We start from the raw sequence: 24,648 nt of genomic DNA, 5'->3' as shown, positions 1-24,648 counted from the left end.
ACAGCACGAGACGCCCGGCGACACTTCGTACGTCGTCCCACCGGGGAATTGATACGTCGTCCCCATGGGGTCGCCACTGATCGTCAGGGTGGGGAAACTCGTGATCGTCGACACCGTGACGGTCCCCTCGGTCGCCCAAGAGGCTGCCAGGGACCTCGTGCGTGCCCGAGAAGACTGCCGCGGTGATCTGATGCGGGCCCGGCACCGGCTCTCGAAACTGCTGCTTCGCCAGGGCATCGTCTACTGCGCCGGCCAGGCCTGGACCGGCGCCCACCACACCTGGCTGGCACACCAGCACTTCGAAACCGCCGCAGTGGCGATGACCTTCGAGTCCGACTACGAAGCCGTCCTGGCCGTCCAGGCACGCCGAGACCGCCTCCACGCCGCGATCGAGACGATGGCCGCGGAGTCCGAGTTCACCCCGATCGTGCGCAGACTCGGCTGCCTTCGAGGGATCAGCACGTTGACCGGGTTCGCCCTGGCGGTCGAGATCGGCGACTGGCACCGCTTCACCGGCAACACGATCGGATCCTTCGTCGGCCTGGTGCCCAGTGAGCACTCCTCAGGCGCCTCCCGTGTGCAGGGACCGATCACCAAGACCGGCAACATCCACGTGCGCCGGCTGCTGGTCGAAGCGGCCTGGCACCACCGCGCCCGCTACGTCGCAGGGAAGACCCTGCGCGACCGGTGGGACCTGGCGTCTGCGGCCGCACGAGCCCGCGGAGACCAAGGCAACCGGCGACTGCACGCCCGTTGGGACAAGTTCACCCAGCGCCGCAAACGCCACGTGATCGCCAACGTCGCCATCGCCCGCGAGCTCGCCGGCTGGTGCTGGTCCCTGGCCATCCTCGACTAAACAGCACCCACGATCCGCTTCGTCGACACCCGCTTGGTGGCAGCGCGTGGAGCGACCCGCGAAACACCTATGAGCAGCCACAACCCGAGGTCCGTCTCCACGCCGGGTGGTTGCGCAGGTCGACCACTCGAACGTGGTCGACCTCGACGCCGAGGTAGCAGAACTCGTCCATGACCACGCGCGCCAGGAGTTCGGTGTTGGATTCCTGGGGCGACGGCTTGAGGGTGCAGTTCAGAACCACCGCGCGCATCCGAGTCACCCTTCTCGAGGGCGGGGAAACTGGTCTCGCCCGTTGGTCTGGTTGAACTGCTTGGCGGCACGGTGGCCCGCCGCGGTGAGGATCTCGTGCAACCGCGACTGAAGATCCCGCCCGGCCTTCCACCCTGGGGCGGATCTGCTCGTTCCGTGCCGGGGAGGCTTCGGCAACAGCCGGTTGACAAAGCCGAGCAGACGGGTCGTCGGAGCGGGTGCGAGGCCGACCATGCGGGCGGCGGCGACCGCGACCGGTGTCAGTGTCACTTCCGGCTTCCCAGATAGGCCGCCAGCGATGATCCGCCGGGCGGCTCGTTCGGCGTCCATGGAGACAAGAGGCAGGCTCGCACCCGCACCGAACCACGCGTACTCCCTGGCAGCGTTCCCCTTGAACTCGGCGCGCAGATGGGAGCCGGTGCGCATCAGGCCGGGGACGACCGTTGTAACGGTGATGCCGGTACCAGCGAGCTCTGCTCGAAGCCCCTCGGAGAATCCCACGGCGCCGAACTTCGCGCATGCGTACGGGAGGATATGCGGCGCGGCGATCTTGCCGCCGATAGAGGTGATGTTGATGACATGCCCAGAACCCCGTCGGCGCAGGTGCGGAAGCACGGCCAAGGTCACGTGGACAGGCCCGAGGCACATCACCCCGAGCGCGCTGTGGAAGTCCTCCACCGTCATCGCGTCGAGCGGGCCGACCTGGATGATTCCCGCGTTGTTGACCACGACGTCGATGCGTCCGAAGTGCGTCAGCGCCTCGCCTACCATCTTCTGCACGGCGGCTGAGTCACTCACGTCACAGGGGAGGGCGACGACTTCGGCGCCACGTTCTCGAAGGTCCTCGCATGCCCTCGCGAGATCGTCGCTTGACCGAGCGCAGATCACTAGACGCATTCCACGGATGGCCAGCTCGCGTGCCAGGAGAAGACCCAATCCTCTTGACCCTCCGGTCACCAGGGCAACCGGCTCGGGCGGATCACCGTCTCGGAGGTCTCGACGCTCACTCATGACTTTGACTTACCCATCGGGCCGAAGGGGCCATGCTGATCTCAAGGCGGGACGGTATGTTCGTGCGGTGTGCCATTCCCGTGGCCGGGGGGCTGGCGAGGCCCGAGGTGCCTTCGTGCCCTTCTCCGCGGCCGCGGCCCGCGTCGGGAAGTGGCCGATTCCTTCGCCGTTCCTGGTCAGCTTCCACTTGTCGGACTCAGGATGGACGCGGTAGCCAGTGCGCCGTCTCGCTCGTGCTCGAAGGCGTCGTAACCCTCTGAAGCGCGGTCCAGCGGTGGTGGGAGCGGCTCAACATGTGGAGCCCTACGCTCCGAAAAGGGAAGCCGCCTACGCCACGGATAGATGATCGACCGCAGCCGGAACCAGGCGTAGGCGTCCCCCGGGTGAGACCGTCCGTTGATCTCCCGTCGTTGTTATTTCCACGGTGCAGCGACATGAAACGGCCCGGCCCGCCCTGCGCGTTGCAAGTATCGGCGCGCCCATCGATCGAGGAAGAGCACCGTGAACGTGGTCGCGCTGAGCGGCCTAGCCAGCTGGTGATTCGTGACGGCACGATCGAGTTCGAGACGACCTACTAACACGATCTGGCAAGTAGGCTTTCTTCCGCCTAGCCAACGTAGGCGCACGACGAAGGGACGTCCGGCACTCGGTGATGCGCTGTAGAGGGCTGGGGCCGTTGGCTTTTGTGGGCACGCGCTCCCGTCGCGCTGCTCGCTGCAGTGTCCGGCTTGGTCAGCCTGTCTGTTCGAGGGCATCACCGAAGTCCCGCACCAGTCGGCTGTGCTGATCCTCGGTCATGAGGTGGCCCACCGAGATCACTACGACCACGGGCCAGTCGACGATACCGAGCGCACCCATCGCCACCAAGCCGGCGTACCACCCCAGTCGTTCGGGCGGTGGCAGGGAGATCGAACCGACAAGCGGAAGAGTGAGGTGGAGACGTCGACGTTCGATTGCGCGGTCCATTGCGGCTCGGCGTGCGGTCTTCGGCCGTGAAGGGCGCCTTTGCTGCGATGGGCGGCTTGTCCCAGGCTGTCCGGAAGGCCCCGGCCCCGCCGTACGGGAGCGTCTCTCTGGAGAGGGCGAACCTCTCGTTTGGGTAGATCGCCCTCGCGGACCCTCTGGCTGCAATCTACGCCGTGCGGCTTGGCTGGCCCCTCGGGCTGTCGTCCGTGTAGTCACTGCGCTCACCCCCGGTTACTTCCAGGCTAAGTACGCGTTGTCGCGCGGGCTGGGGTGGGTGGCGGCTCTGAAAACACCCGCTCCGGCGCGCCGTAAGACCTAAGCCGGCGAGCGCCTCACCCAGGGTCAGCAGTAGATCGGGCAGCAGATGACCGGGCGGATTCGGTGATGCCCTGGCCGGATGGCCCGACGCCTGGTTTCCCGCCCGACCGATTAATCGGTCAGCAACAGGACAGTCAACTCAGCCACCTGAAGGGCGCGGCGCGCATCTGGCGCACCTGACGTGGCGTCGTCGCTATGCACTATAGCTCTCGCTCCGAGACCCAAAATCGGGTGCGGGTTCGTCGGAACGCTCGGCACCTGGATGCGCAACCACAGACACTTGACGCACGACTCTTACCACACAGAACATCGCAGCATCGGGGTGACTGAATGCTCATTCTTGGGATCATCCTGTTAGTACTGGGGTTCGTACTGGGCATCCAGGTCCTATGGATCATAGGAATCGTACTGCTAGTTGTCGGCGCCATTCTTTGGATCCTTGGCGCGGTCGGGCGCCCAGTGGCAGGTAGGCGATACTGGTTCTGAGCTGACGGATCCAGATGCTCGCCAGTTCCCTCGCATCCGTCTCGTCCGGCATGCAGTCGCCCCAAGGCAACGCGGCCCGCCGTCCCGCGTCTGCCGGCGCCGCCTAGGAATATCTGTGAGGGTCTACTCATGTGTTGGGCCTTGCGTCGTCAGGCGCGGGCTGGCGAGTACGGCGAGGCGCATCGCAGGTCTATCGTGCGATGAGTTGTGGCAGCAAATCCGCACTGGCGCTGTTGCAAGCGCCGAAACGGCGAGCCGGAGTACCGGCTGAAAGGTGGATCGTGTTCTTCCACAGGCAGGAACTTCAACACGCCGCGAGTCCAGAGCGTCCTGACGCGGTCTATGCACGGAAGCTTCAGGAAGTACTGGGCGGGCAGTACGGCGAGATCACCGTGGCCATGCAGTACGGCTTCCAAGCATGGAACACCCACATTCCTGGGAAGTATCGCGACCTGCTCTATGGGATCGGAGCCGAGGAGTTCGGTCATGTGGAGATGCTGGCCACCATGATCGCGCAGCTTCTGGAGGACGCCCCGGTCGGAGTGGCCGAGGGTGCCATCCAGAGCGACCCGACCGTCGCGGCGATCATTGGGGGCACCGACGTGCAACACGCTATCGTCGCCGGAGCCGGGGTGCGGCCAGTTGACAGTATGGGCAACCCGTGGATGGGTTCGTACATCACGGCCAGTGGCAACCTGCTCGCCGACTTCACTGCCAACGCCAACGCCGAGATGCAGGGAAGGCTCCAAGTGGCGCGGCTGTACCACATGACCGACGACCACGGCGTCAGAGATCTGTTGTCGTTCCTTCTGGCCCGGGACACGATGCACCAGAACCAGTGGCTCGCCGCCATCGAGGATCTCAAGGAGAACGGGGTCGAGGACCTCCCCGTGCCAAACACCTTCCCGCTGGACCTGGAGGACCGGCGCGTGTCCTACCAGTACATCAACTTCTCTGACGGCCCCGCGGCGGCCGACGGACTGTGGGCCAGCGGGCCCACTCCCGACGGTAAGGGCGAGTTCACCTACCTCGACGAGCCCGAGGCCGGCGTGCCGATGCCACCGCCGACCGTTCCGGACGAACGTTTCCACGGCACGACACCGAAGCCGCCCGCGACGAGGCGCGCAGCCGGGGTGAAGAAGGACGCCAAGAAGACCACCAAGAAGACCACGAAGAAGGCACCCGCAAAGAAGACGCCGGCGAAGATGGCCAAGAAGGTCGCACAGAAGGCCGCGAAGAAGGTTTCCAAGAAGGCCAGCAAGCGCAGGTAGTCACTGAGTGTCCGCCAACGGGGTCGAGACAGCGCCACGACGAAAGGACTGTGCAGATGGCTGGATCGAAGGATCAGGACGTCATCGAATTGCTGCTCGAGCAGCATGAGCAGATCAGGACGCTGATCGCCCAGGTGCAGAGCGCCACCGGTGACCGTAAGCGGGAGAGGTTCGAGGATCTGGTGCGGTTGCTTGCGGTGCACGAGACCGCCGAGGAAGAGATCGTCCATCCGACGGCTCGCCGGGAGATTCCAGACGGTGAGCGTGTGGTCGAGAGCCGGCTGAATGAGGAGTCACAGGCCAAGGACGAACTGGCCGAGCTCTATGACCTTGGAGTGGGCCATCCGGATTTCGACACCAAGTTCGCGGCCCTAGCCGACGCCGTGGCCAAGCATGCCTCTCATGAGGAGAGTGAGGAGTTCCCCGGCTTGCGTCGCGAGATCTCGGCCGAGGATCTTAGGAAGATGGCTGGCGCCGTACGGGCTGCGGAAGCGACCGCACCCACGCGACCGCATCCATCGGCGGGGGAGTCAGCTGTCGTCAACCTGCTGGCTGGTCCTCCAGTCGCCGTTTTCGACCGAGTCCGAGACGCCGTCCGCGACTGGAGCAGGTCCGACAAGAGTTCGTGACCACCAGTCCTGCATCCTCCTGGCTCGGGATGGGCTTCCCCGGATCACGACCAGCTCCTCCTCGCGCTGCCCCGGTCGGATGTAGCCGCGTTCTTCCAACCAGGACGCCCGGCCCAGCATCACCGGGCCGAACGGGACCACGAGCCGGTCCGCGACCCGGGTTCGCCAGGACGAGGTCGAAACGCTCGCCGAGCACGGGTGCGCCGAGGTCGCCCCGGCGCACCGTGACGGGAAGGCGGCGAAGTCTCGCGTTGGTCCGCGCCGTCCAGACCGCCCGCCAGGAGATGTCCACCGCCGTGACCTCCTTGGCGCCGGCGCGGGCGGCCGCCACGGCGAGCAGCCCGCTGCCGGTACACAGGTCCAGCACCCGCGCCCCGCTCGGCAGCCGCTCCCTGCCCAGGGCAGCGACCAGCAGCCGCGAGTCGTGTTGCGGGGCGAGCCGCCCGACCTCATGTGGTCAGGTCGGACTTCACGCCCATCGTGGGTCTTCGTGGGCGGGTCCTGATAGATCACTCGTCCTGGAGTTGCCAATGCCCGGGTGGCCTGTTGTCAGCGGCGCTACGCCGAGGGTTACCCGCCGCCTGGACGGGTAGCGGGGATCAAGCAGCAGCTTGATCTTCTCGAAGGCACCGAGGGCAGGGGCGACCATGACCAGCATCGCCGACCGCGCCAGGGCGGACGACCGCCCGGTGAGCCTGCGGTTGCCGGGACTCGTGCTCGGGGTGGGGTTGGGCGGGTTCGTTGACGGGATCCTGCTGCATCAGTTGCTGCAATGGCATCACATGCTGTCCAGCACCAACTCCGACAACATCGGAGTGAGGTACTACAACCCCCACACCGTGTCGGGCCTGGAGATGAACACGGTGTGGGACGGCATCTTCCATGTGGTGTGCTGGGTGGCGGTCCTGGTCGGGCTGGCGACCTTGTATTCGCGGGTCACCCGTCATCGTCGGCAGGTGTGGGCCTCCCGGGTGCTGTGGGGCTGGGTGCTGGCCGGATGGGGCCTGTTCAACCTCGTTGAAGGAATCGTCGACCATCACATCCTGGCCATTCATCACGTCCACGGTGGTCCGCAGCAGGTCTGGTGGGACATCGGCTTCCTGCTCCTGGGCGCCGCGCTGGTCGTCGTCGGCTACCTCCTGCAGCGCAGCGGCAGATTCTTCGACCCCACCTCCGACACCCCACGCCCGCCCCGCCCGGACGGGACCACCGCCGCCTCCGGACCGGACGCATGATGTCCGCCCTGTCGTCGACCTCGGCGTCCGCCGTACTCGGACACCTGATTCACGGCCGTTCGTTGCTCGCCCATCCCATGCACGGCCACGGCGGTGGAACGGGAACGTCGATGCTGGAAGGGCTGCTGCCATTGCTGGGCGTAGCGCTCGCCGCGGTCGTCTATCTGCTGCTGTGGTGGCGTGCGCGCCGCCGCAACACCGTGCGGGCTCCCGGCCCGGCGCGTGCCACGATGTTCGTGGCTGGATGCGTCGTACTCGCTCTCGCCCTGTCAGCGCCGCTGGACGTCTTCGCCGACCGGGACTTCCGTGGGCACATGCTCCAACACCTGATGATCGGCATGTACGCGCCGATGGCGCTGGTACTGGGCGCCCCCATCACGGTGCTGTTGTGCGCTCTCCGCGCCCGGCACGGCCGGCGAGTGACTGGTCTCCTGCGCAGCGTCCCGGTGCGGTTCCTGACTCACCCCGCGACGGCACTGACACTCAGCACGGGAACCCTGCCGCTGGTGTACTTCACCCCGCTGTTCAACGCGACGATGAACCACCAGCCTCTGCATCTGGCGTTGCATGTGCACTTCCTGGTCTCAGGTTGCCTCTTCGCCTGGGTCATCGCCGGACCTGATCCGGCACCCGCCCGGCCCGGCGTTCCTCTCCGGCTGGTCATCCTCGGTATCGCCGTCGCCGTGCACGCCACCGTCGCCCAGCTCATGTACGGCGGGTTCCTCATCGACATCCGCGCCCCCATCCACCAGGTCCGCGGTGGCGCGGAACTCATGTACTACGGCGGCGACATCGCCGAACTTCTCCTCGCTGCCGCGCTCGTCGCCACCTGGCGCCCCACGCGCGGCCGTGCAACCACACCTGTACTTCGCTAGACGGTCCGGTGTTGCTGGGCCTTCCATGCGGCCCGGTCGGTCGGCCACAGGGTGATCTCGTCACGCGACCACATCGGGGTGCGGTCGATGTATCCGGTGGGCGCCTCGCTGCGGGCCTTCCGCGACTCGGGAGTGACTTCGCCGTAGGGTGCGGAGAACCGGAGCAAACTGAGCGCTCATCGGTCTCCGACTCGAGGAGGACCTCCATGGACCGCCCCACGGCTCGGACTTCGTCTCCCCTCCACATCTATCTCAACGATCACCTCGCCGGCGCGACCGGTGGGGTGGAGTTGCTACGCCGAGCCGCCCGGGTCCACCAGGGTGACGGCATGGGACCGGAGCTCTCCAGGCTGGCCAAGGAGGTGTCGGAGGACCGGGCCACCCTGATACAGATGATGAAAGACTTGGGCGTCCCGGTCCGACGTCACAAGGCCGCACTGGGCTGGCTCGGCGAGAAGGTCGGCCGACTCAAGCCCAACGGCCGCCTGATCTCGCGATCACCGGTCAGTGACGTCCTGGAACTCGAACTGATGCGGCTGGGTGTCGAGGGAAAAGTGTCGTGCTGGCGCACGTTGCGGGTACTCGCCGACGGCAAACTCGACCACACCCGCCTGGACGACCTGATCCGGCGCGGCGCCCAGCAGGCGGAGACCTTGGAGAAGCTGCGGACCGCCACAGCCGCCGACGTGTTCGCAACATGATCGTCGGAGGACTGATCGCTGCGCCGCTGAGCTTGGTCCGCTTCGAGGACACCCGGGAGAGCGGCGCAGCCTGCCGGCCCAGCTCCGCCACTAGGTGTGGCAGCTAAGCACAACCAAGCCGTTTCAGGCCCAGCCACGCGGGAGGGCCCGGGAGTCGAGCACGCCGTCCGCTCCACGCGTAGGTCCAGTGCAGGCGGCGGGCGTGGTGTTCCTGCGCGACAAGCAAGCTGTCGGCCGCGTGCCGGTGGTCCCTTCCTCCCACTAGGAGGATGGGACCACAGACCGCCCCGGCGACCTCAGTCAGTTACCTGGGCAGCGGAGATGGCGACACGGACTGATCGGTCGTCGACCCCCAGCACGTCCTCGGCGCTGATGTAGAAGTCGCGCTTGAACACACCGCGGGGATCGACTTTCACGAATCCCTTACGCAACAGGTCGCCCGCCTCGCAGGAGGGGACGGCGAAGGGTTCCCTGCCACCGAAGGCGGCGAGGACGGTGGAAGCGATGTCGCTACGCGACGTCATCTGCTGGCCCTGCTCGGTGGCCGCCTCGGGGTCGCCCATCTTGACCTCGGCAACCGTGCCGAGCCGCTTGCCCTCAGCATCGACGACGGACATGTGCTCTCGCACCTGGGTGATGGGGCCTTCGTTGCCTTCCAGTGGCGTTGCCATGTCGCTCTCCCTTCATGACAGCGTGAACAGTCACTACGTCGTATCGACTCTTGTGTCTGGTGCGACCCACCTGGATCGGTTCGCTTGCTGTGTTGAGAGCAGTAGGAGCCGCCGCTACAAGCGGCTGCGCGGTGGCCCCGCGCTGGGACTCACGGTCGGCGCGGGGGACTGTCGGCGTCCGGGCTGTCAACATGGTCTTGACGCTCAGAGTCGTGAAGTGGCAACTGGGCGGCCTCCCCAGAACTAGCCCAGACCTGAGTACGCGCCGACTCGGTACCTGATTTCTCGTCCCGACTGTGCACTGGCTGCTCACTCATGACGGCAACCTACCTGGTATCCGGGCTTGTCGCGACCAGCGATGGTGCTCCACCGAAGGGCCCTTGTTGCGAGAGTTTCATCGTCGGAACGCGGGTCGCACTTGCGCTCCTGCTGGTTCGCTGTCGACTGCGTCCCGAAGAGTTGTCTGGCTAAGCCGCGCCGACGAGGAGGCAGCGTATTGGCCCTTCCGGACTTGGCGGTGTCGAAGGGTCATCCGGAGCTGCGTGCACCCTCTGGTGGTCGGGGTTACGCCTGGTCGTCAGCGGCCGGCGCCAGCCCTCCGACCCGTCACCAGCCTCGCCTCAGAACGTGCCGTAGAGCGAGTAGGCGGCCTGGGCGGAAGCCGTGCCGACGCATGGCCGTGCGATCGAGCCGGATGTGGGCCCTCGTCGGAGTAGAACCTGGGCTAGGGCACCCGCCGCGTCAAGGGGCATCATCGGAAGTGGCGATCGATCTCGCTCGCGTAGCGGATGCCGAGTGCGTCGGCGTTGCTGGCGATCCACTCGCTGAGCCGCACCGTTCCTGTCGCTGGGCCATCGCTGTCGGCCAGCCCGGCGGCCGTGGCGTGGTACTCCTCGGCGGTTAACAACACGTCCCGCAGTGCAAGGCCGAGGGCTGCGGCCAGTGGCGGGATCAAGGTTTCGGGCACCGGGACGATTCGGGCCCTGCTGCGTACCGCCTCGGCGATAGTGCGGACCAGATCGAGGAAGGATGGCCGTTCCGGACCGACGGCGTCGGTGATGGAGGTGACGTCCGACGCCCCTGCCGCAACGCACAGGCGCGCCAGGTCGTCGACGTGGATCGGGCGCACCGGGTAGCCGCCAGTGCCGCCGACCGCGAATATCGGGAAGCGCCTGAGCAGCCAGGCGATGTTGTTCAGCAGCACGCCGTCCCCGCCGAACAGGATCGCCGGGCGCAGCACGGCGTAGCTGATCCCTGTCTCGGCGAGCGCACGTTCGGCCAGCGCCTTGCCCTGAAAGTACGGGTAGGGCGAGTCGATGTCTGGATGGGTGATCGAGAGGTGCACGATCCGGTCGACACCTGCCGTTCTGGCGGCGTGGAAGAGGGTGCGGCAGTTGGCCCCCGCCACGTCGTGGTTGATCCGTCCGCGAGGGAACCGCACCCAGTAGGTGTTGTACAGGGTCTGGGCGCCGCGCAAGGAGTCGACCAAGCCAGTGGGATCGTCAAAGTCGAGCGGCCGGACCTCGACGGGTGTTCCGGTCTGTGCCCGGTCGGGATGGCCGGTCAGGGTGCGGACCCGTCGCCCGGTGGCCAGCAGCGCCGCAGTGATCGCCGCGCCTGAGTAGCTGAACGCCCCAGTGACCACGTCCAGGTTGGCTGCACGGTGCTGGCCCACCCACCCAGTATGCGCCGTGCGCGGGGCGCGGCGATTAGGTCTCGGTGGCGCGCGCCCGCGTGCGGTGAGCATCTGGGCGTCAAGCAGGGACCGACGGTCCGGGTTGACGTGGCGAGGTTAAGGGGCGATTTGGGGGATTGTGTGGTGAAATGCCGGATTACGGCTGCCCGCGCTCTCCCTACCGTTGCGCGCATGCAGAAAAGGATCAAATCGCCACGACAACGAAGGTTTGCTCGCGTACTCGCTCAGGTGGCCGCGCTCGGCGGAGCCTTCAGCCTGCTGGTCGGTACGGCCGGCCCCGCCGCTGCCATGTCGGGCGGTCAGCCGGTCGACGATCCGGACGCCGCGCCCTGGGTGGCGACCCTGGCTGTACGCGGCGACGCTCCTCTTCTGCAACTCGCCGGGTGCGGCGGTGCGTTGGTGGCACCCGACCGGGTGCTCACAGCGGTGCACTGCGTCGACCATGTGGACCCGAGCCAACTCGACGTGCACATCAACGCGCGGGTTCTGTCGGAGGAGGCTGGCGAGGTTCGCCCCGTGCGTGGCATCTCGGTGCTGCCCGGGTACGAGATTCTCCCGTCGCCAGTCGACCCGACGGACCCGAACCTTTCAAGTGCGAGGAACGACCTCGCAGTCATCCTGTTGGACCGGCCGATCCACGACATCGCTCCCCTTCGGATCGCGGAGCACCGCCCGTCGCCGGGTTCGGCCGTCTCGATGTTCGCGCACGGATCCACCGGCCAGGCTGGGCAGGGCGAGTTCCGCAACGACATCCTGCACCGCGGAGACTTGACCGCGCTCGGTGCGGAAGCCTGCGAACGGCAAACGCCTGCGACTGTCGACCGCCGCTCGGTCACGTGTGCGCAGGACGTTGCTGGTGCCGTCACGGGGTGCTACCAGGACAGTGGAAGTCCCGTAGTGTCCTACTCCGGCGGACGGCCCGCACTCGTGGGTCTGTTCAGCTTCGGAGGTGAGACGGCCGGCAAGGCGTGCGGTGAGCCGTCGCCTGCGTACTCGGCAGACGTCACGAACCTCCGGCGTTGGGCGTTCGCCCGCCACCCGGTGCTGCAGCCTTATCCAGCCAGAGCCGCGCGCGTGAGCGGGACCCCGGTCGTGGGCGCCACCTTGCACTGTGTCCCGCCTCGGTGGAGCCGGTCGCGCGGCGGGCTGCCGCAGACAGCGGCCTATCAGTGGGTGACCGTCACCTACCTGGGTCCGTTCGTATTCCCGGCACCGGTCGAGGGGGCCGACACCGCCGATCTGCGCGTGGGCGCGGACCTCGCCGACCAGCAGGTCGCCTGCCAGGTCACTGCCGCAAACGGGGGTGGGACCAGCACGGCCACATCTGACCCGGTGAGCGTCAGCCCGTGACGGCTCCATGGACGGACGTTGCCGTGGCGTCAGGGGGGAACCGTGAAACTGGTGGTCGCACACTCACGATGGATCACACCAGAAGCCCCGGGATGGAGGCCCTTCCCTGGGCCTTCTCCTTCGGTCAGCGGCTCTGAGGCGCGCTACGCCGATCATCCGGACTTCAGTAGGTGGTGGCGCGGCCGGTGTAGCCGTGGATCACGCCTGTTAGGGGCTACACCGGCCGTACACCGCCTGCGACAAGCGGGCCAGACTGTTAGCCTCGAACCCGGTTGGACACGGCCTTGTGCCGCAGCGATTCGTGTTGGTGAGGACGACCCTATGCCTGACCTGGAGCGATTTCCATCGGACCGTTCGATCTTTGCGCCAAGGTCTCTCCCTTGGCGGCCAGGTTCACGCGGGAAGACTTCTTCGCCGGAAGCATCCCCGCACGTCCCGCCCGGACCAGATCCGGGTTCACTCGTGGTTGGTCCTAGGCCACTCGATCCCGCGGAGACGGAGATCTTGTGGAGCCGCGACAGCCAGGGCCACACCGTCACTGTTACCGGCGACGTTCATCTCACCAACGCCTCGCAGCTACGAAGACAGCTGATGTGGCTATTACTCGGCCAGCCTCGGATCCTCGTCGTCAAGATCACTCAGGTACCCGTCCCGCAGGCCATATCGCAGACCTTGGCCACCTTGCGCGATCGCTCGATTCTTCTGGGTGTGGAGTTCCGCTTGGCCTTGCCTTCTCCGGCCTGACCATCACGCCGACTGTCCGGCGACGATCATGGCTCTCTGTGGGCGCATGACGTCACGGCAGTCTCGAGGAGGATTCGGTGGGCGTTCACTCCGGCTCCGGTGCGCGAAGCGCTCGCACGCGTTCGCGCGTGTGGTCGCTGTTGGGTGACGGCTCATTGGAGTACGGCGCCGACCTCTGCGACTGCCAGGGGAGAGCCGCCGAGCATAGGCCAAGCGTCCCGCCTGCAGTGGTCGACCGTAGCAGCGGTTTCCTGTGTCTGTCACCGTTAAGCCGCCATCCTCTTCCCGAGGAGCGCCTCTACGAGTGCGAAACGCGGCACCTCCGCCCGCGAAGTGCTCGCCCCTCCCAACGAGTTGCGGCCTGGCTTCGCACGGCGGATCCGGGGCATAAGACGCAGCCTCAGGACCAACCGCACGTCGAACACACCGTGCAGTTTCAGAAAGAACCTTTCCTGATACTCCGCGCGCTAGGCGGAACTGGTCTCGGCCGGCTACCCGGAAAGACCGGGAATAGTAGTCTCGGACACGGAAGGAATTGTTAGATGGAAATCGTTGGCGTCATCATCGCGGGAATCATCATCGGCCTGCTCGGCAAATGGGTCGCCCCGAGTAACCGGGACAACATCCCCCTCTGGTTGACCGTTATCTGCGGGATCGGTGGAGTGCTCATCGGCTATTACGCCGCCGCCGCGCTCGGGGTGGCCGCTACGCCTGGTGTCGACTGGGTGCGGTGGATCGTCAGCATCATCGTGGCGGCAGTACTCGTCATGATCGCCGCCTTGATTACCGGAGGGCCGCGGGGAAGGGTCACCGGCAGGCGCGGCAAGGCCATCTGAACCTCGGACTGACGTGAACACCGCGCTACCAGGCCTCGACAAGTTCAGGTGCATGTGGCCCGCAGCGGCCGACCAGCAGAGCGTGACTCGACCACCGGGCCGATGCACGGCCGAGCATTCCTTCGGTTGATCCGGACTGAGGGGTCGAACTTCGCGAAGAGGGTGTTGGTATTGGGGCCCTCCGCCAGGAGCGGGTGCGCGAAGATCGCGTCCGCCATGGCGGTGTGAGTTCACGGGGCCTCAGTCCCTGGACAGGCCCGGCCGCCTCGGGCGGGTCAGCAGGCCGCGTTCGAGGGCGACGACCACCGCCCGGGTGCGGTCGCTCACGTCGAGCTTGGCGAACACGCGCAGTAGGTGGGTCTTCACCGTGGCCTCGGCGATGACCAGCCGTTTGCCGATGTCGGCGTTGGACAGGCCGTCGGCCACGGCGTTGAGCACGTCGACCTCCCGGCTGGTCAGCGCCACCGGGGCGGGCGCTCGCATGCGGGCGACCAGCCGTTCCGCGATCCGTGGCGCCAGGACCGTCTCGCCGCGCGCGGCGGCGCGGATGGCGTCGGCGAGCTGGGCCCGGGTGGCGTCCTTGAGCAGGTAGCCGATGGCGCCGGCCTCGACCGCGCGTTCGATGTCGGTGTCGGTGTCGTAGGTGGTGAGGATCAGCACGCGGGTGCCTGTCGGGCCGGTGAGGATCTCGGTGGTGGCGGCGACGCCGTCCAGGACGGGCATGCGCAGGTCGACCAACGCGACGTCGGGTTTCAGGTGCTCGACGAGTTCGACGCCGGCGTGGCCGTCGTCGGCCTCGCCGACGATCTCGATGTCGGGTTCGGAGGCCAGGAGCGCGACCACGCCGGCGCGCATCACCGTGTGGTCGTCGACCACGACGACGCGGATGGTGGGTTCTGCCGTCATGTCACACCTGACCGTTGCTGGGGATCATGGCGAGGACGCGGGTGCCGTCCCCGACCGAGCTGGTGACGGTGAGTTCTCCGCCGAGTTCGGCGAGACGTTTGCGCATGCCGTTGAGCCCGAAGCCGTGGGACTCCTCGACGACGAAGCCGCGGCCGTCGTCGGTGATCTCCAGCTCGATCCCGAAGGGATGCTCGGACAAGACGATGCCCACGGTGGAGGCGGCGGCGTGCTTGCGGACGTTGGCCAGCGACTCCTGCGTACACCGAAGAAGGGCGATCCGGGTCGGTTGGTCGCAGTCGACGTCGCGCAGGTCGGCGTTGACGGTGAGTCCGGTGTCCTCGCTGAACCGGTCGAGGGTACGGCGCAGGGTCTGGGCCACCGAGCCGGCGGGGATGCCGCCGGCCGGTGCCGAGCTGACCAGGGCGCGTGCCTCGGCGAGGTTCTCCCGTGCGGTGTTCTCGATCGAGAGCAGCTGCTGGGTGCTTCTCGCGGGGTCGGTGTCGAGGTCGGAGCGGGCCGCCTCGGCCAGGACGACGATGGATGCGAAGCCCTGGGCGAGGGTGTCGTGGATCTCCCGGGCGAGTCGTTCGCGTTCGTCTGCGGCGCCCTGGCGTTGGTGGGCCTGGGCAAGCTGGTGTTGCGCGTGTTCCAGTTCGGTGTTCAGGCGGCGGGCGCGTTCGTCGCTTTGACCGAGCACCTTGTCCATCCACAACCCGAGCAGCACGCTGGCTGCGTAGCCGATGAGGATGGCGATGACGTTGCCGGTAAGGAAGTTCGGGCTCCAGCCCTGCGGGGCGGTGCCGCCGATGATGCTCGTGGCGGCGGCAGCGCCGCTGAAACCGATCGCCTGCCGTGGACCGGTCGCGAAGATCCAGAACAGCGGGAGCGACATGATGAACAGCGACGCGCCGCCTTCGAGGAGGTAGGCGACCACTGCCAGACCGACAACGAGGACACCCAGGAACGTGCGTGGGCGCAGGATCGGGTTGGCGGGGAAGGCCCCAACGAGAAGGTAGCTGAGGCAGATCACGGCCAGCAGCCCGAACAACCAGTACTTGCTGGTGTCGAGTTCGTCCAACGCCCCGATGACCGGAGGACACGCGCCCAGCAGTACCCAGGTGAGGGCGTACCAGCGGTGCAGGGTCCGGCTCCGGAACCGTTCGCCTGGCTGCGGCCGCGGATCCATGCCGGTCAGCCTACTTTCGCCAGTGGCCGCTGCACCGGGGACGGGTCGCCGTCGCCCTGGTGCCCGCTGCGCGAGGGCCACCACACCTTCTCGCCCAGCAGCAGCATCAGCGCGGGCAGGATCAGGATCCGGATGATCACGGCGTCCAACAGTACGGCGGCCGCGAGGCTGAAGCCGATCTGCTTCATCTCGATGATGTGCAGGGCGGCGAAGCTGGCGAACACCGTCACCATCACGATCGCGGCGCTGGTCACCACGCTGGCGGAGGAGCCGATGCCGTCGAGGACGGCCTTACGGGTGGGCACGCCGCGTAGCACCGTCTCCCTGATCCGGCTGATCACGAACACCTGGTAGTCCATCGACAGCCCGAACAGGATCACGAAGAGGAACAGCGGCACCCGGGAGCCGATCGAACCGGTGGAGGTGAAGTCGAGCAGCCCTTGTGCCCAGCGGCCCTGGAAGACCAGGACCAGCAGACCAAGAGACGCGGCGGCCGAGAGCAGGTTCAACACCACGCCGACCAGGCCCAGGACCACCGACCGGAACGCCCACACCGTCATGGCGAAGGTGGCCAGCAGCAGCGCCCCGATGATCAGGGGCAGCTTCTGCTTCTGGTGTTCGGGGTAGTCGGCGTAGCGGGCGACGTCCCCGGTGACGGCGATCTGCGCGCCGGGCACCTTGCCGAGGGTCGCCGGCACGTAGGTGTCGCGGACCCGCTGCAGGGACGTCAGCGCCGCCTCGGTGCTGACGTAGTGGGGGACGGCCAGTTCCAGCATGCTGATCCGGTGGTCGGCTGAGGTACGCACCTCCGCCGTACCGGCGAGGTCCGGGTCGGTCTTCGCGCGCCGGGCGAGGTCGCGCAGCGCGCTGGTCACCTCCGCGGTCTGGTCGGGGTTGGCGCGTACGACGACCTGGTGCACGGCCTTGAGTTCCGGGAACGCCTGGTTGAGCCGGTCGTAGGTCTGCATGGCGGGGATGACGCGAGGGTGGGTCTCGCGGCCCATGTCGGTGAGCCTGAGGCTCAGCACCGGAGCGGCAAGGGCGAGCATGGCCAGCGTCGCGACGACCAGGGTGATGGCGGGGTGGCGGCTGGTGGGACGCAGAATCGCCGCGGTGATCCGGCCCGGACCCGTCCTGGTCCGCCTGGGCTGCTTCGGTGCGACCGGCGTGCCACGCCTGGTGGCGCGGGCGGCTCGGCGTTGCGCCCGCCGTTCCGCCCGGACGCCGAGCTTGGCGAGCAGCGCGGGAAGGACGGTCAGCGAGCTGACGACGGCGACCAGGGTGACCACGATCGCGCCGGTGGCGATGGAGGAGAAGATGACGTCGTCGGCGAGGTAGAGGGTGGCGCTGGACAGGGCGACCGCGAGTCCGGAGATCACGACGGCGCGTCCGGAGGTGGCGGCGGCCACTTCGACCACGGCCTGCGGGGTCAGCCGGCCACCGGCGCGGGCGCGTTCCTCGCGTTCCCGCTTGAGGTAGAAGAGGGTGTAGTCGACACCGACCGCCAACCCGATCAGCAGGATGATGTTGGTGCCGACCCCGGCGTCTGGGAAGACGTGCGAGGCCAGCATCGACAGCCCCACGGCCGCGGCGATGGACGACAACGCGAGCAGCATCGGCACGATGGCCAGCGCGATCGAGCTGAACACGACCAGCAGGGTGACCAGCGTGACCGGCAACGCGATCACCTCGGTGCGCTGAAGGTCCTTGCCCCGCAGCTCGTCCACGCCCTTGCTGATGGACGGGCTCCCGGTCTCCTCCACCCGCAGGTCCGGATGGGCGGCCTGTACCTTCGCGGTCTGGGCCAGTAGTGGGTCGACGTGCTTCTTGCCGTCGAGTTCGGCGCCCTTGAGGGTGATGTCGACCCGGACCGCCGTACCGTTCGAGGCGTAGACCGGCGCGGCCACGGATCGGGCTTCGGGCAGTCTCCTCATCGCCTCGGCGACGTCGCGGGCGGCGGCGTCGGCCGCGGCGCGGTCCAGGCGTCCCGTCCCCGGCTTCGCGGTGATGAGCACCCGCTCCAGCGGCTTCTGCTGCAGGCCACCCTCGCTGGCCATCGCCTCGGCCCGGCCGGCCTCACCGACCTGGAAGTCGTCGGCGGTGGCGGGGTTGCCGCCCACCAGGATGCCGGCGCCGAGGCACACGGCGACGAGCAGGAACCAGCCCCCGATCGCGCGCCAGGGGTGCCAGGCGCTCCAACGAGCTATCCGAACAGGAAGATTTGTCATGCCGAAAATGCTGGTCGTAGCGGGGGTGTGCTCGACAGCCTCGACCGGTTGAACCTCGTGTCCACCAGTCGGTGGACACCGGGCGGAGCACCCGCCCGTCGCGACAGCGCGAGATCACCGAATGGTGGGATGCGCCGGGCCCCTACGTCGAGGCGGCGTAGGGCCCGGCGCGGTCGATCAGGTCGTACGGAAGTAGTGGCCCTTGTCGAGGTCGTCCAGCAGCCCCGGCTGGGACGGCTGCCAGCCCAGCAGCTCGCCGGTCAGCGCGGCGGAGGCGGGGCAGTCGATCCCGAGGAAACCGGCGATCCAGCCGAAGTGTTCGGCCGCGTCGTCGGCGGGGATGGCGGCCACGGGCAGGTCGAGGTGTCGTCCGATCACCTCGGCAACGGCGCGGATCGGCACGCCCTCGTCGCCGATCGCGTGTAGCACCGACCCCGCCGGAGCCTTCTCCAGTGCCAGGCGGAACAGGTGCGCGGCGTCGAGGCGGTGCACGGCGGGCCAGCGGTTGGACCCGTCGCCGAGGTATCCCGAGACGCCCTTCGCGCGGGCGACGCCGACGATGCTTGTCATGAAGCCGGGATCGCCGTCGCCGTAGACGGTCGGGGGCAGTCGCAGGACGGAGGAGCGCACGCCGGCCGCGGCGAGGGACAGCGTCAGGTGCGCGGTGGCCAGCCGGGCCTGTGGCCCGTCGATCTGCCGCGCCGCGTCCGCCTCCGCGTCGGAAATGAGCCCGTCCCGTTCGGTCGACACCCGCCCGGGTACGAGCCCGGCCAGGCCGGAGGCGAGGACGAACGGCCGGTCGGAGCCCGCCAGCACCTCTCCGAAGGTCTCGACGGCACGGCGGTCGGCCTCGGCGGCGCTGGTGAAGCCGCCCGAGAAGGCGATGTCGTGCTTGAACGCGAGGTGGATCACGCCGTCGGAGTCGGTGGCCGCGTCGCGCAGGACGTCCAGGTCGTCGAGGGTGCCACGCCGCACCTGCGCGCCGGCGGCGGTGAGCGCGGCGGCCGAGGCATCGGAACGGGCGAGGCCCACGACCTGGTGACCCGCGCCGATGAGCTCGGGGACGACGACGGAGCCGATCCAACCGGACGCGCCGGTCACGAAAACACGCATGAGAAGTACCTCCAGGTGCCAGTCCGCCGTACGGCACCGAATGTGCGCCGTACCGACGAACCAATGTCAGTCACTGTCATCACACTAGCACGATGATGTCAGTGGCTGTCATCACTATGATCGGGGGCGTGGGTCGATGGGAGCCGAACGCGCGAGGCCGCCTGGAACAGGCCGCCCTCGCGCTCTACGGCGAGCGCGGGTTCGAACACGTCACGGTGGCCGAGATCGCCGAGCGGGCCGGACTCACCGAGCGGACCTTCTTCCGGCACTACGCCGACAAGCGCGAGGTCCTGTTCGGGGGATCCAACACGCTCCAGGAGTTCCTCGTCGGCGCCGTCGCCGAGGCTCCCGAAGCCACGGCCCCGATCGACGTCGTAGTCGCGGCCCTGGAATCCGTCGGCGACTTCTTCAAGGAGCGCCACGACCACGCACGGAAGCGCCAGGCCATCATCGAGGCCAACCCGGAGCTCCAGGAACGCGAACTGATCAAGCTCGAGACGCTCGCCACGGCGCTCGCCGGCGCCCTGCGCGAACGCGGCGTCTCCGAGTCAGCCGCCAGCCTGACCGTTCAAGCGGGTATGGCCGTCTTCCGGGTCGCGTTCGAACGCTGGGTCAACGACACGGGCCAGCGGGACCTGGCCGAACTCATCCGGGAGTCGTTCGAGGAGCTCAGAGCCCTGACCGCAGGCACCTGACCAGCGGTCCCCGAGTGCGTCGTGGGTCATTGCCGTGCTGGCTATGGGCGATTCGAGCCGGCATTTGTCAGTGGTCGGCATAGAGTCGGCCCGGATCAGCGATGCACCCGCACTGGTGCGAGGCGCCACGAACAACGTCCGACGTCGGCGCACCTTCGGCTGAAAGAGGCACGTCGTGAGCACTGTCTCCGTGCGCTACATCGTCGACGACGTTGACGCCGCGATCTCCTTCTACACCACCCAGCTCGGCTTCGACCTCGACATGCACCCGGCTCCCACCTTCGCTGCCGTCTCCTCCGGCGACCTGCGCCTGCTGCTGTCCGCGCCGGGTGGCCCCGGTGGTGGCGGGGCGGCCATGCCGGACGGGCGTGTACCCGAACCCGGTGGCTGGAACCGGATCCTGGTCGTGGTCGAGGACCTGGAGGCCACCGTCAAACGGTTGCAGGCGGCGGGTGCGGTGTTCAGGAACGAGATCGTCACCGGGGTAGGCGGCAACGCCCTGAACGAACCCCCGCCCGGCGGCCGGGCCAGAGCGCCCTACTCGCGCACCACGACGCTGTGCTCAGGCATCGGGCCGTAGCACGTCCAGCCACCCTCCGGCGGATCCGCCAGCATCTCCGCGCACGTCTCTGGCGTGTGAGTGTCCGCGAACGCGAAGGCGACGATCGCCCCGGCCACCCCCACACCGACCGCGATGATCGCGGCGGCGATCACGATTCGCCCGCGCACAGGTCCCACCTCCGCTCGACGCCGCCCGCAACCGACCTACTCCTGGCGGTCGAAGACGGAACGCTCGTAGCTGTTGATGTCCGCTCCACGTCGGGCGTACACATCGGTCGAGGTTTCGGACAGGTGCTCCAGTCGCCGAGCTGCGGGCTGCCGACTCCTCGCTGTCGGGGTGTCAGCCGGCGGTGGACGAGGACCGCCATGTCGGGTCGTTCGCGCCGTCGATCACTCGGAGATCACCTGCTGCAGCTGCCGAGGGGGCGTGTGTCGGCCTGCAGGTGTCAGAAGTAGGCCCGCAGGCTCAGAAGTAGGTGGGCATGCGCGGTACGTAGGGCTGTTCGAGGGCGTTCACTTCGTCGTCGGTGAGTTCGATGTCGAGGGCGGCAACGGCGTCGGAGAGGTGGTGGGGTTTGGTGGGCCCGACGATCGGCGCGGTGACGACGGGGTTCTTCAGCACCCACGCCATGGCGACCTGTGCCATGGAGACTTCTCGTGCCTTCGCGATGCGTTGAACCGCGTCGACGATGGCTTGGTCGCTGGGGAGGAACAGCGGCCGCCCGTACATGTCGACGTCGGGGTTGGTCGCCGATCGGTTCGTGCCCTTCTCGCCCCAGGGTCGGGTCACCCGTCCGGCGGCGAGAGGGCTCCAGGGGATGCTGGCCACGCCTTGGTGGGCGAGCAGCCCGAACATCTCGCGTTCTTCCTCCCGGTGCAGCAGGCTGTACTGGTCCTGCATCGACACGAACCGGGTCCATCCGTGCAGGTCAGCGGCGTGCTGCATGGTGGCGAACCGCCACGCCCACATCGACGACGCGCCGAGGTAGCGGACCTTTCCGGCCTTCACCACGTCGTGCAGCGCCTCCATCGTCTCCTCGACCGGGGTCTCGGGGTCGAAGCGATGGATCTGGTACAGGTCGATGTAGTCGGTGCCCAGCCGGGTCAGGGACGCGTCGACCTGTTCCATCACGGCGCGGCGGGACAGGCCTGAGCCGCCCGGGCCCTCACTCATCTTCTGGAACAGCTTGGTCGCCAGGACGACGTCCTCACGGCGGGTGTAGGACTTGATGGCCCGGCCGACGATCTCCTCCGAGCTGCCGTAGCCGTAGATGTTGGCGGTGTCCCAGAACGTGATGCCGAGTTCGACGGCCTGCCGAAAGATCGGTGCCCCGTGCTCGTCGTCCTGCGCCCATGGCATCCGCGAACCGTCACCGAAGCTCATGCAGCCGAGGGCGATCCGGCTGACTTTCAGCCCTGAGGTTCCGAGTCGTAGGTATTCCATTCGTCACATCCCTTTCTGACGACCCGCACCGGGGCCGTGATCCGCGGTTGATGAGCGCTGCTCGGTCCAGGCATGGGGGTGCGCCGTGGCGCTCCAGGTGGCCAGCAGCTTGAGTTGATCCTCGGCCTGGCTTCCGGGCTCGGCGGAGTAGGCAACCGTGGTCAGCTTGTCGCCGGGCAGTTCGAGGGCGTCACCGGTCAGCTCGATCTCTCCGACCACCCGGTTCCCCAGCCGTTTGCGGGCCGTGCGGTGCAGGCGCACGTCGTGCCGTGCCCACTGCCGGGCGAAAAGATCACTGCGGGTGGTCAGCTCCCCGATCAGGTCACTCAGCCCGCGGTCGGAGGGGTCCCGGCCGGCCTGGCTGCGCAGCGAACCAACCATGTCGCGGGCGATCGTGTCCCAGTCCAGGAAGAACGCCTTGGCGTACGGGTCGAGGAACACGAACCGGGCCAGGTTGAGCGGCAGCCCGTCCCGGGTCAGGACGCCGTCATAGAGGGCCAGGCACAGGTCGTTGGCGGCCAGGACGTCCATGCGCGTGTTTCGGATGTAAGCCGGTGTGCCGGTCATCCCGTTCAGGATGCTGAGCAGGGCCTGCCGGACCTGGGTCACCGCCTGCCTGCTCGGACGCGCCCGGGAAGCTGGGGCCGATGCCGACCTGGCGAGGTCGAACAGGTGCTGGCGCTCCGCCTCGTCCAGCTGCAGCGCTCGTGCCAGGGCCTCCAGAACCGAGTCCGAGACTCCCGAGAGATTGCCACGCTCAAGCCGGGCGTAGTAGTCGAAACTCACTCCGGCCAGTGAGGCGACCTCCTCGCGCCGCAGCCCTGGAACCCGCCGCTTCTGTCCGAAGGTCGGCATCCCGGCCTGCTCGGGCCTGATCCGGGCCCGGCGGCTGGCCAAGAAGTCGTGCACGGCTTGACGGTCCATACCTTGACGCTACGGGCCGCCCACCACGCCGAGAAAGGTACTGCCAGTACACGGCTCAACGGGTTCTCCCGCCCCGGAGTCCCGTGCCGTGTACTGGTAGTGCCTGTTCCGTCGCCAGGCCGAGTCATAGCCGAAGACTCGCGGTGGAATCACGAGGTGAGCCACCTACATGGCCGGGCGGCTTACAGTGGCAGGACCGCGTACGGACGATCCGTGAACGGAGCTGTGTGGATGGGCGTTGATGCCGCTCTTCTTGATCGGGCCGGTGAGCTGAAGCAGGCGCTGGTCGAGTTCGCGGAGCATCCGCAGTACGGCCGGGCCTTCACTGACCTGGTGGCGCGCCACGTCGACAGGTCGACCGTACTGGACGAGCGGCAGGTGATGACGCTGACGGACCACTTCGTCCTGCAGCACCGGCTACGAAACGGCCGCACAGTGCTCGAGCAGTTCCTCGCCGCACATCGGGAGTTGTCGCAGCAGGAGCGAGAGATGGTGCTCAACCTCGTGGACGACCTGACATACGAGGTGTACTCCAACATGGGGCCCTCGGTGTTCCGGCAGATGCCGAACCGGTCGTTCCTGATCACGCGGCTGGTGCCGATCGGCGACACATGGATGATCAGCGGGCCGGCAGAGGTGTACCGCACCGACCAGCGCGACGTCGTACTCCAGGCCGCGGCCAACGTGGCGATGGGGTTCCCGGAGGCGGTGTACCGGAACCCTGACAAGCTCGCCCGGGCATGGGACATGCAGCGAGAGGACAGGCAGCGGTTCCTGCGGTTCTTCGGCACAGACCTGCTGGTCGTCCCGGGCGACCAGGTGCGTCCTCGAATGGAGGAGTTCCACGCGTTCTGTCACGACCAGATCGAACGCACGCAACCGAAGGTTGCACCTCATATCCCTGCGCCGATGGCGGAACTCCCCGCCGAGATCGTCGACTCCGAGTCCGTGGCGTTGATCTACGACGAGGACGACGGACTCGGCTTCTACGCGGACTTCGACCTGGCCGAAGCGGCGTTCGCCGACCCCGATCTGATCCGGCGCCGACGTTACCGAGAAACTGTTTTGGCCTATCTCGACGACGACACCGTCGAGCCGATGGTGTTGCGTCGACTGGCCGAACGCGACCCGGCCAAGGCCACCATCGTGTTCCGGAAGCTGTTGAAACGTCCATCCTTCGACTGGGCGCGTCACGGCGAGGATCTGCTGCGCACCAGTAAGGTCGCGTACTTCGATCGGCCACGGCGTCCCCGGTTCAGCCCGATCAGTGAGCGGCTTGTGCCCTACGTCGACGGTGGATGAGGACCACTCAGTTCGGCCAGGACCAGTCCGGGCGGGGCTTCACCGGGAACGGCCGCAGCCCCAGGTGAAAGCGATACGCGGCGTGGATCCACGCGATGACGGTCTCTGGTGGGAACGCCAGGTCAGCGAGGGCGACCTCGCCGACCCCGTCGGGTCCCTTGCAGGTGGCGATCACGCCACGGGCGTCGTCCAGATAGTCGAAGCCGGTGACGGTGACCGGCGTGCCCAGTAGTTTCGCGGAAACGGGCAGCTGCGCTTCGTCCTCGATGACGGTGAGGAAGGCGGTGTAATGCTCGGCGTCTCCGTAGGCGTCGACGAGGATTGACTCAAGAGCGTTCTCGAGGTCGGGGCGCTGTTTCATCCGCCGATGCTAAGCGGCTCCGCTGCTCGCCGCG

The 24,648-nt window shown here is 67.5% G+C and carries 26 protein-coding genes; 12 read left to right on the top strand and 14 right to left on the bottom strand.

Features of this window, described 5'->3' with window-relative positions:
- The first annotated feature begins 64 nt into the window (after positions 1-64).
- Positions 65-856, top strand: coding sequence for a transposase (locus HEB94_RS05415; RefSeq protein ID WP_238361430.1), 792 nt, complete (start codon positions 65-67; stop codon positions 854-856).
- A 67-nt stretch (positions 857-923) separates the two neighbouring features.
- Here the strand turns inward: HEB94_RS05415 and HEB94_RS49020 are convergent, their stop codons facing one another.
- The 3 genes from HEB94_RS49020 to HEB94_RS05395 form a co-directional block, all read right to left on the bottom strand.
- Positions 924-1,106 (bottom strand): flavodoxin family protein, encoded by a 183-nt coding sequence (locus HEB94_RS49020; protein WP_202896153.1) that lies wholly within the window; start codon positions 1,104-1,106, stop codon positions 924-926.
- A gap of 5 nt (positions 1,107-1,111) precedes the next feature.
- Positions 1,112-2,116, bottom strand: coding sequence for an SDR family NAD(P)-dependent oxidoreductase (locus HEB94_RS05405; protein WP_192748891.1), 1,005 nt, complete (start codon positions 2,114-2,116; stop codon positions 1,112-1,114).
- Positions 2,117-2,848: 732 nt separating this feature from the next.
- Positions 2,849-3,082 (bottom strand): hypothetical protein, encoded by a 234-nt coding sequence (locus tag HEB94_RS05395; protein WP_192748890.1) that lies wholly within the window; start codon positions 3,080-3,082, stop codon positions 2,849-2,851.
- Positions 3,083-4,167: 1,085 nt separating this feature from the next.
- On the opposite strand from HEB94_RS05395, the gene HEB94_RS05390 reads away from it, so the two are divergent.
- Together HEB94_RS05390 and HEB94_RS05385 are read left to right on the top strand one after the other, a co-directional pair.
- Entirely contained in the window at positions 4,168-5,157 is a 990-nt protein-coding gene (locus HEB94_RS05390) for a manganese catalase (protein WP_192748889.1), read from the top strand.
- A 56-nt stretch (positions 5,158-5,213) separates the two neighbouring features.
- Positions 5,214-5,786 carry a hemerythrin domain-containing protein gene (locus HEB94_RS05385; RefSeq protein ID WP_192748888.1) on the top strand — a complete coding sequence of 191 codons (573 nt, stop codon included), beginning with the start codon at positions 5,214-5,216 and terminating at the stop codon, positions 5,784-5,786.
- Here HEB94_RS05385 and HEB94_RS54375 read toward each other — a convergent pair.
- Positions 5,698-6,198 carry a methyltransferase gene (locus HEB94_RS54375; protein ID WP_420481579.1) on the bottom strand — a complete coding sequence of 167 codons (501 nt, stop codon included), beginning with the start codon at positions 6,196-6,198 and terminating at the stop codon, positions 5,698-5,700. The genes HEB94_RS05385 and HEB94_RS54375 overlap by 89 nt on opposite strands.
- Before the next feature lie 235 nt (positions 6,199-6,433).
- On the opposite strand from HEB94_RS54375, the gene HEB94_RS05375 reads away from it, so the two are divergent.
- The 3 genes from HEB94_RS05375 (at position 6,434) to HEB94_RS05365 (ending at position 8,597) form a co-directional block, all read left to right on the top strand.
- A complete protein-coding gene (locus HEB94_RS05375; RefSeq protein WP_192748887.1) occupies positions 6,434-7,021 on the top strand; it encodes a DUF2243 domain-containing protein in 588 nt (195 codons plus the stop codon).
- On the top strand, positions 7,018-7,896 hold the full coding sequence (locus tag HEB94_RS05370) for a cytochrome c oxidase assembly protein (protein ID WP_202896151.1): 879 nt from the start codon (positions 7,018-7,020) through the stop codon (positions 7,894-7,896). Before HEB94_RS05375 ends, HEB94_RS05370 begins: the two co-directional genes overlap by 4 nt.
- 206 nt (positions 7,897-8,102) lie before the next feature.
- Positions 8,103-8,597 (top strand): hypothetical protein, encoded by a 495-nt coding sequence (locus tag HEB94_RS05365; protein ID WP_192748886.1) that lies wholly within the window; start codon positions 8,103-8,105, stop codon positions 8,595-8,597.
- Between the two features lie 296 nt (positions 8,598-8,893).
- Here HEB94_RS05365 and HEB94_RS05360 read toward each other — a convergent pair whose 3' ends face one another.
- The gene (locus HEB94_RS05360; protein ID WP_192748885.1) at positions 8,894-9,268 is read right to left on the bottom strand and encodes a hypothetical protein; all 375 of its coding nucleotides are present in this window, start codon (positions 9,266-9,268) and stop codon (positions 8,894-8,896) included.
- A 751-nt stretch (positions 9,269-10,019) separates the two neighbouring features.
- A complete protein-coding gene (locus HEB94_RS05355; protein ID WP_202896150.1) occupies positions 10,020-10,943 on the bottom strand; it encodes an NAD(P)H-binding protein in 924 nt (307 codons plus the stop codon).
- 192 nt (positions 10,944-11,135) lie between these two features.
- Between HEB94_RS05355 and HEB94_RS05350 the strand changes: the two genes are divergently transcribed.
- From HEB94_RS05350 to HEB94_RS05340, 3 genes are all read left to right on the top strand, one after another.
- The gene (locus HEB94_RS05350; RefSeq protein ID WP_192748883.1) at positions 11,136-12,314 is read left to right on the top strand and encodes a S1 family peptidase; all 1,179 of its coding nucleotides are present in this window, start codon (positions 11,136-11,138) and stop codon (positions 12,312-12,314) included.
- Positions 12,315-12,818: 504 nt separating this feature from the next.
- On the top strand, positions 12,819-13,058 hold the full coding sequence (locus HEB94_RS05345; RefSeq protein WP_192748882.1) for an STAS domain-containing protein: 240 nt from the start codon (positions 12,819-12,821) through the stop codon (positions 13,056-13,058).
- 542 nt (positions 13,059-13,600) lie between these two features.
- Positions 13,601-13,894 carry a GlsB/YeaQ/YmgE family stress response membrane protein gene (locus HEB94_RS05340; RefSeq protein WP_192748881.1) on the top strand — a complete coding sequence of 98 codons (294 nt, stop codon included), beginning with the start codon at positions 13,601-13,603 and terminating at the stop codon, positions 13,892-13,894.
- 240 nt (positions 13,895-14,134) lie between these two features.
- Here the strand turns inward: HEB94_RS05340 and HEB94_RS05335 are convergent, their stop codons facing one another.
- From HEB94_RS05335 to HEB94_RS05320, 4 genes are all read right to left on the bottom strand, one after another.
- The gene (locus HEB94_RS05335) at positions 14,135-14,800 is read right to left on the bottom strand and encodes a response regulator (protein WP_192748880.1); all 666 of its coding nucleotides are present in this window, start codon (positions 14,798-14,800) and stop codon (positions 14,135-14,137) included.
- 1 nt (position 14,801) lies between these two features.
- Entirely contained in the window at positions 14,802-15,986 is a 1,185-nt protein-coding gene (locus tag HEB94_RS05330; protein WP_192748879.1) for a sensor histidine kinase, read from the bottom strand.
- 5 nt (positions 15,987-15,991) lie between these two features.
- Positions 15,992-18,214, bottom strand: coding sequence for an MMPL family transporter (locus tag HEB94_RS05325; RefSeq protein WP_192748878.1), 2,223 nt, complete (start codon positions 18,212-18,214; stop codon positions 15,992-15,994).
- Between the two features lie 177 nt (positions 18,215-18,391).
- A complete protein-coding gene (locus tag HEB94_RS05320; protein WP_192748877.1) occupies positions 18,392-19,327 on the bottom strand; it encodes an SDR family oxidoreductase in 936 nt (311 codons plus the stop codon).
- A 128-nt stretch (positions 19,328-19,455) separates the two neighbouring features.
- Between HEB94_RS05320 and HEB94_RS05315 the strand changes: the two genes are divergently transcribed.
- Both HEB94_RS05315 and HEB94_RS05310 read left to right on the top strand, forming a co-directional pair.
- Positions 19,456-20,022: a TetR family transcriptional regulator gene (locus HEB94_RS05315; protein WP_192748876.1), complete on the top strand. Its 567-nt coding sequence runs from the start codon at positions 19,456-19,458 to the stop codon at positions 20,020-20,022.
- A gap of 175 nt (positions 20,023-20,197) precedes the next feature.
- Positions 20,198-20,602, top strand: coding sequence for a VOC family protein (locus HEB94_RS05310; RefSeq protein ID WP_192748875.1), 405 nt, complete (start codon positions 20,198-20,200; stop codon positions 20,600-20,602).
- On the opposite strand, the gene HEB94_RS05305 is transcribed toward HEB94_RS05310, so the two are convergent.
- From HEB94_RS05305 to HEB94_RS05295, 3 genes are all read right to left on the bottom strand, one after another.
- On the bottom strand, positions 20,560-20,751 hold the full coding sequence (locus HEB94_RS05305) for a hypothetical protein (protein WP_192748874.1): 192 nt from the start codon (positions 20,749-20,751) through the stop codon (positions 20,560-20,562). The two genes, HEB94_RS05310 and HEB94_RS05305, sit on opposite strands and share 43 nt — an antisense overlap.
- A 298-nt stretch (positions 20,752-21,049) precedes the next feature.
- Entirely contained in the window at positions 21,050-22,027 is a 978-nt protein-coding gene (locus HEB94_RS05300; protein ID WP_192748873.1) for an aldo/keto reductase, read from the bottom strand.
- Positions 22,028-22,030: 3 nt separating this feature from the next.
- Positions 22,031-22,951, bottom strand: a complete 921-nt coding sequence (locus tag HEB94_RS05295; RefSeq protein WP_192748872.1) for a helix-turn-helix transcriptional regulator — start codon at positions 22,949-22,951, stop codon at positions 22,031-22,033.
- A gap of 213 nt (positions 22,952-23,164) precedes the next feature.
- Between HEB94_RS05295 and HEB94_RS05290 the strand changes: the two genes are divergently transcribed.
- Complete coding sequence (locus HEB94_RS05290; protein WP_192748871.1) at positions 23,165-24,253, top strand: hypothetical protein; 1,089 nt, start codon at positions 23,165-23,167, stop codon at positions 24,251-24,253.
- Positions 24,254-24,260: 7 nt separating this feature from the next.
- On the opposite strand, the gene HEB94_RS05285 is transcribed toward HEB94_RS05290, so the two are convergent.
- Positions 24,261-24,614, bottom strand: a complete 354-nt coding sequence (locus HEB94_RS05285) for a hypothetical protein (protein WP_192748870.1) — start codon at positions 24,612-24,614, stop codon at positions 24,261-24,263.
- Positions 24,615-24,648: the final 34 nt, after the last annotated feature.

It is taken from the genome of Actinopolymorpha pittospori (genome assembly GCF_014873875.1).
Classification (GTDB): domain Bacteria; phylum Actinomycetota; class Actinomycetes; order Propionibacteriales; family Actinopolymorphaceae; genus Actinopolymorpha; species Actinopolymorpha pittospori.
Note: the sequence above shows the minus strand (reverse complement) of the source record. Positions and strands in the feature narration are given on the sequence as shown.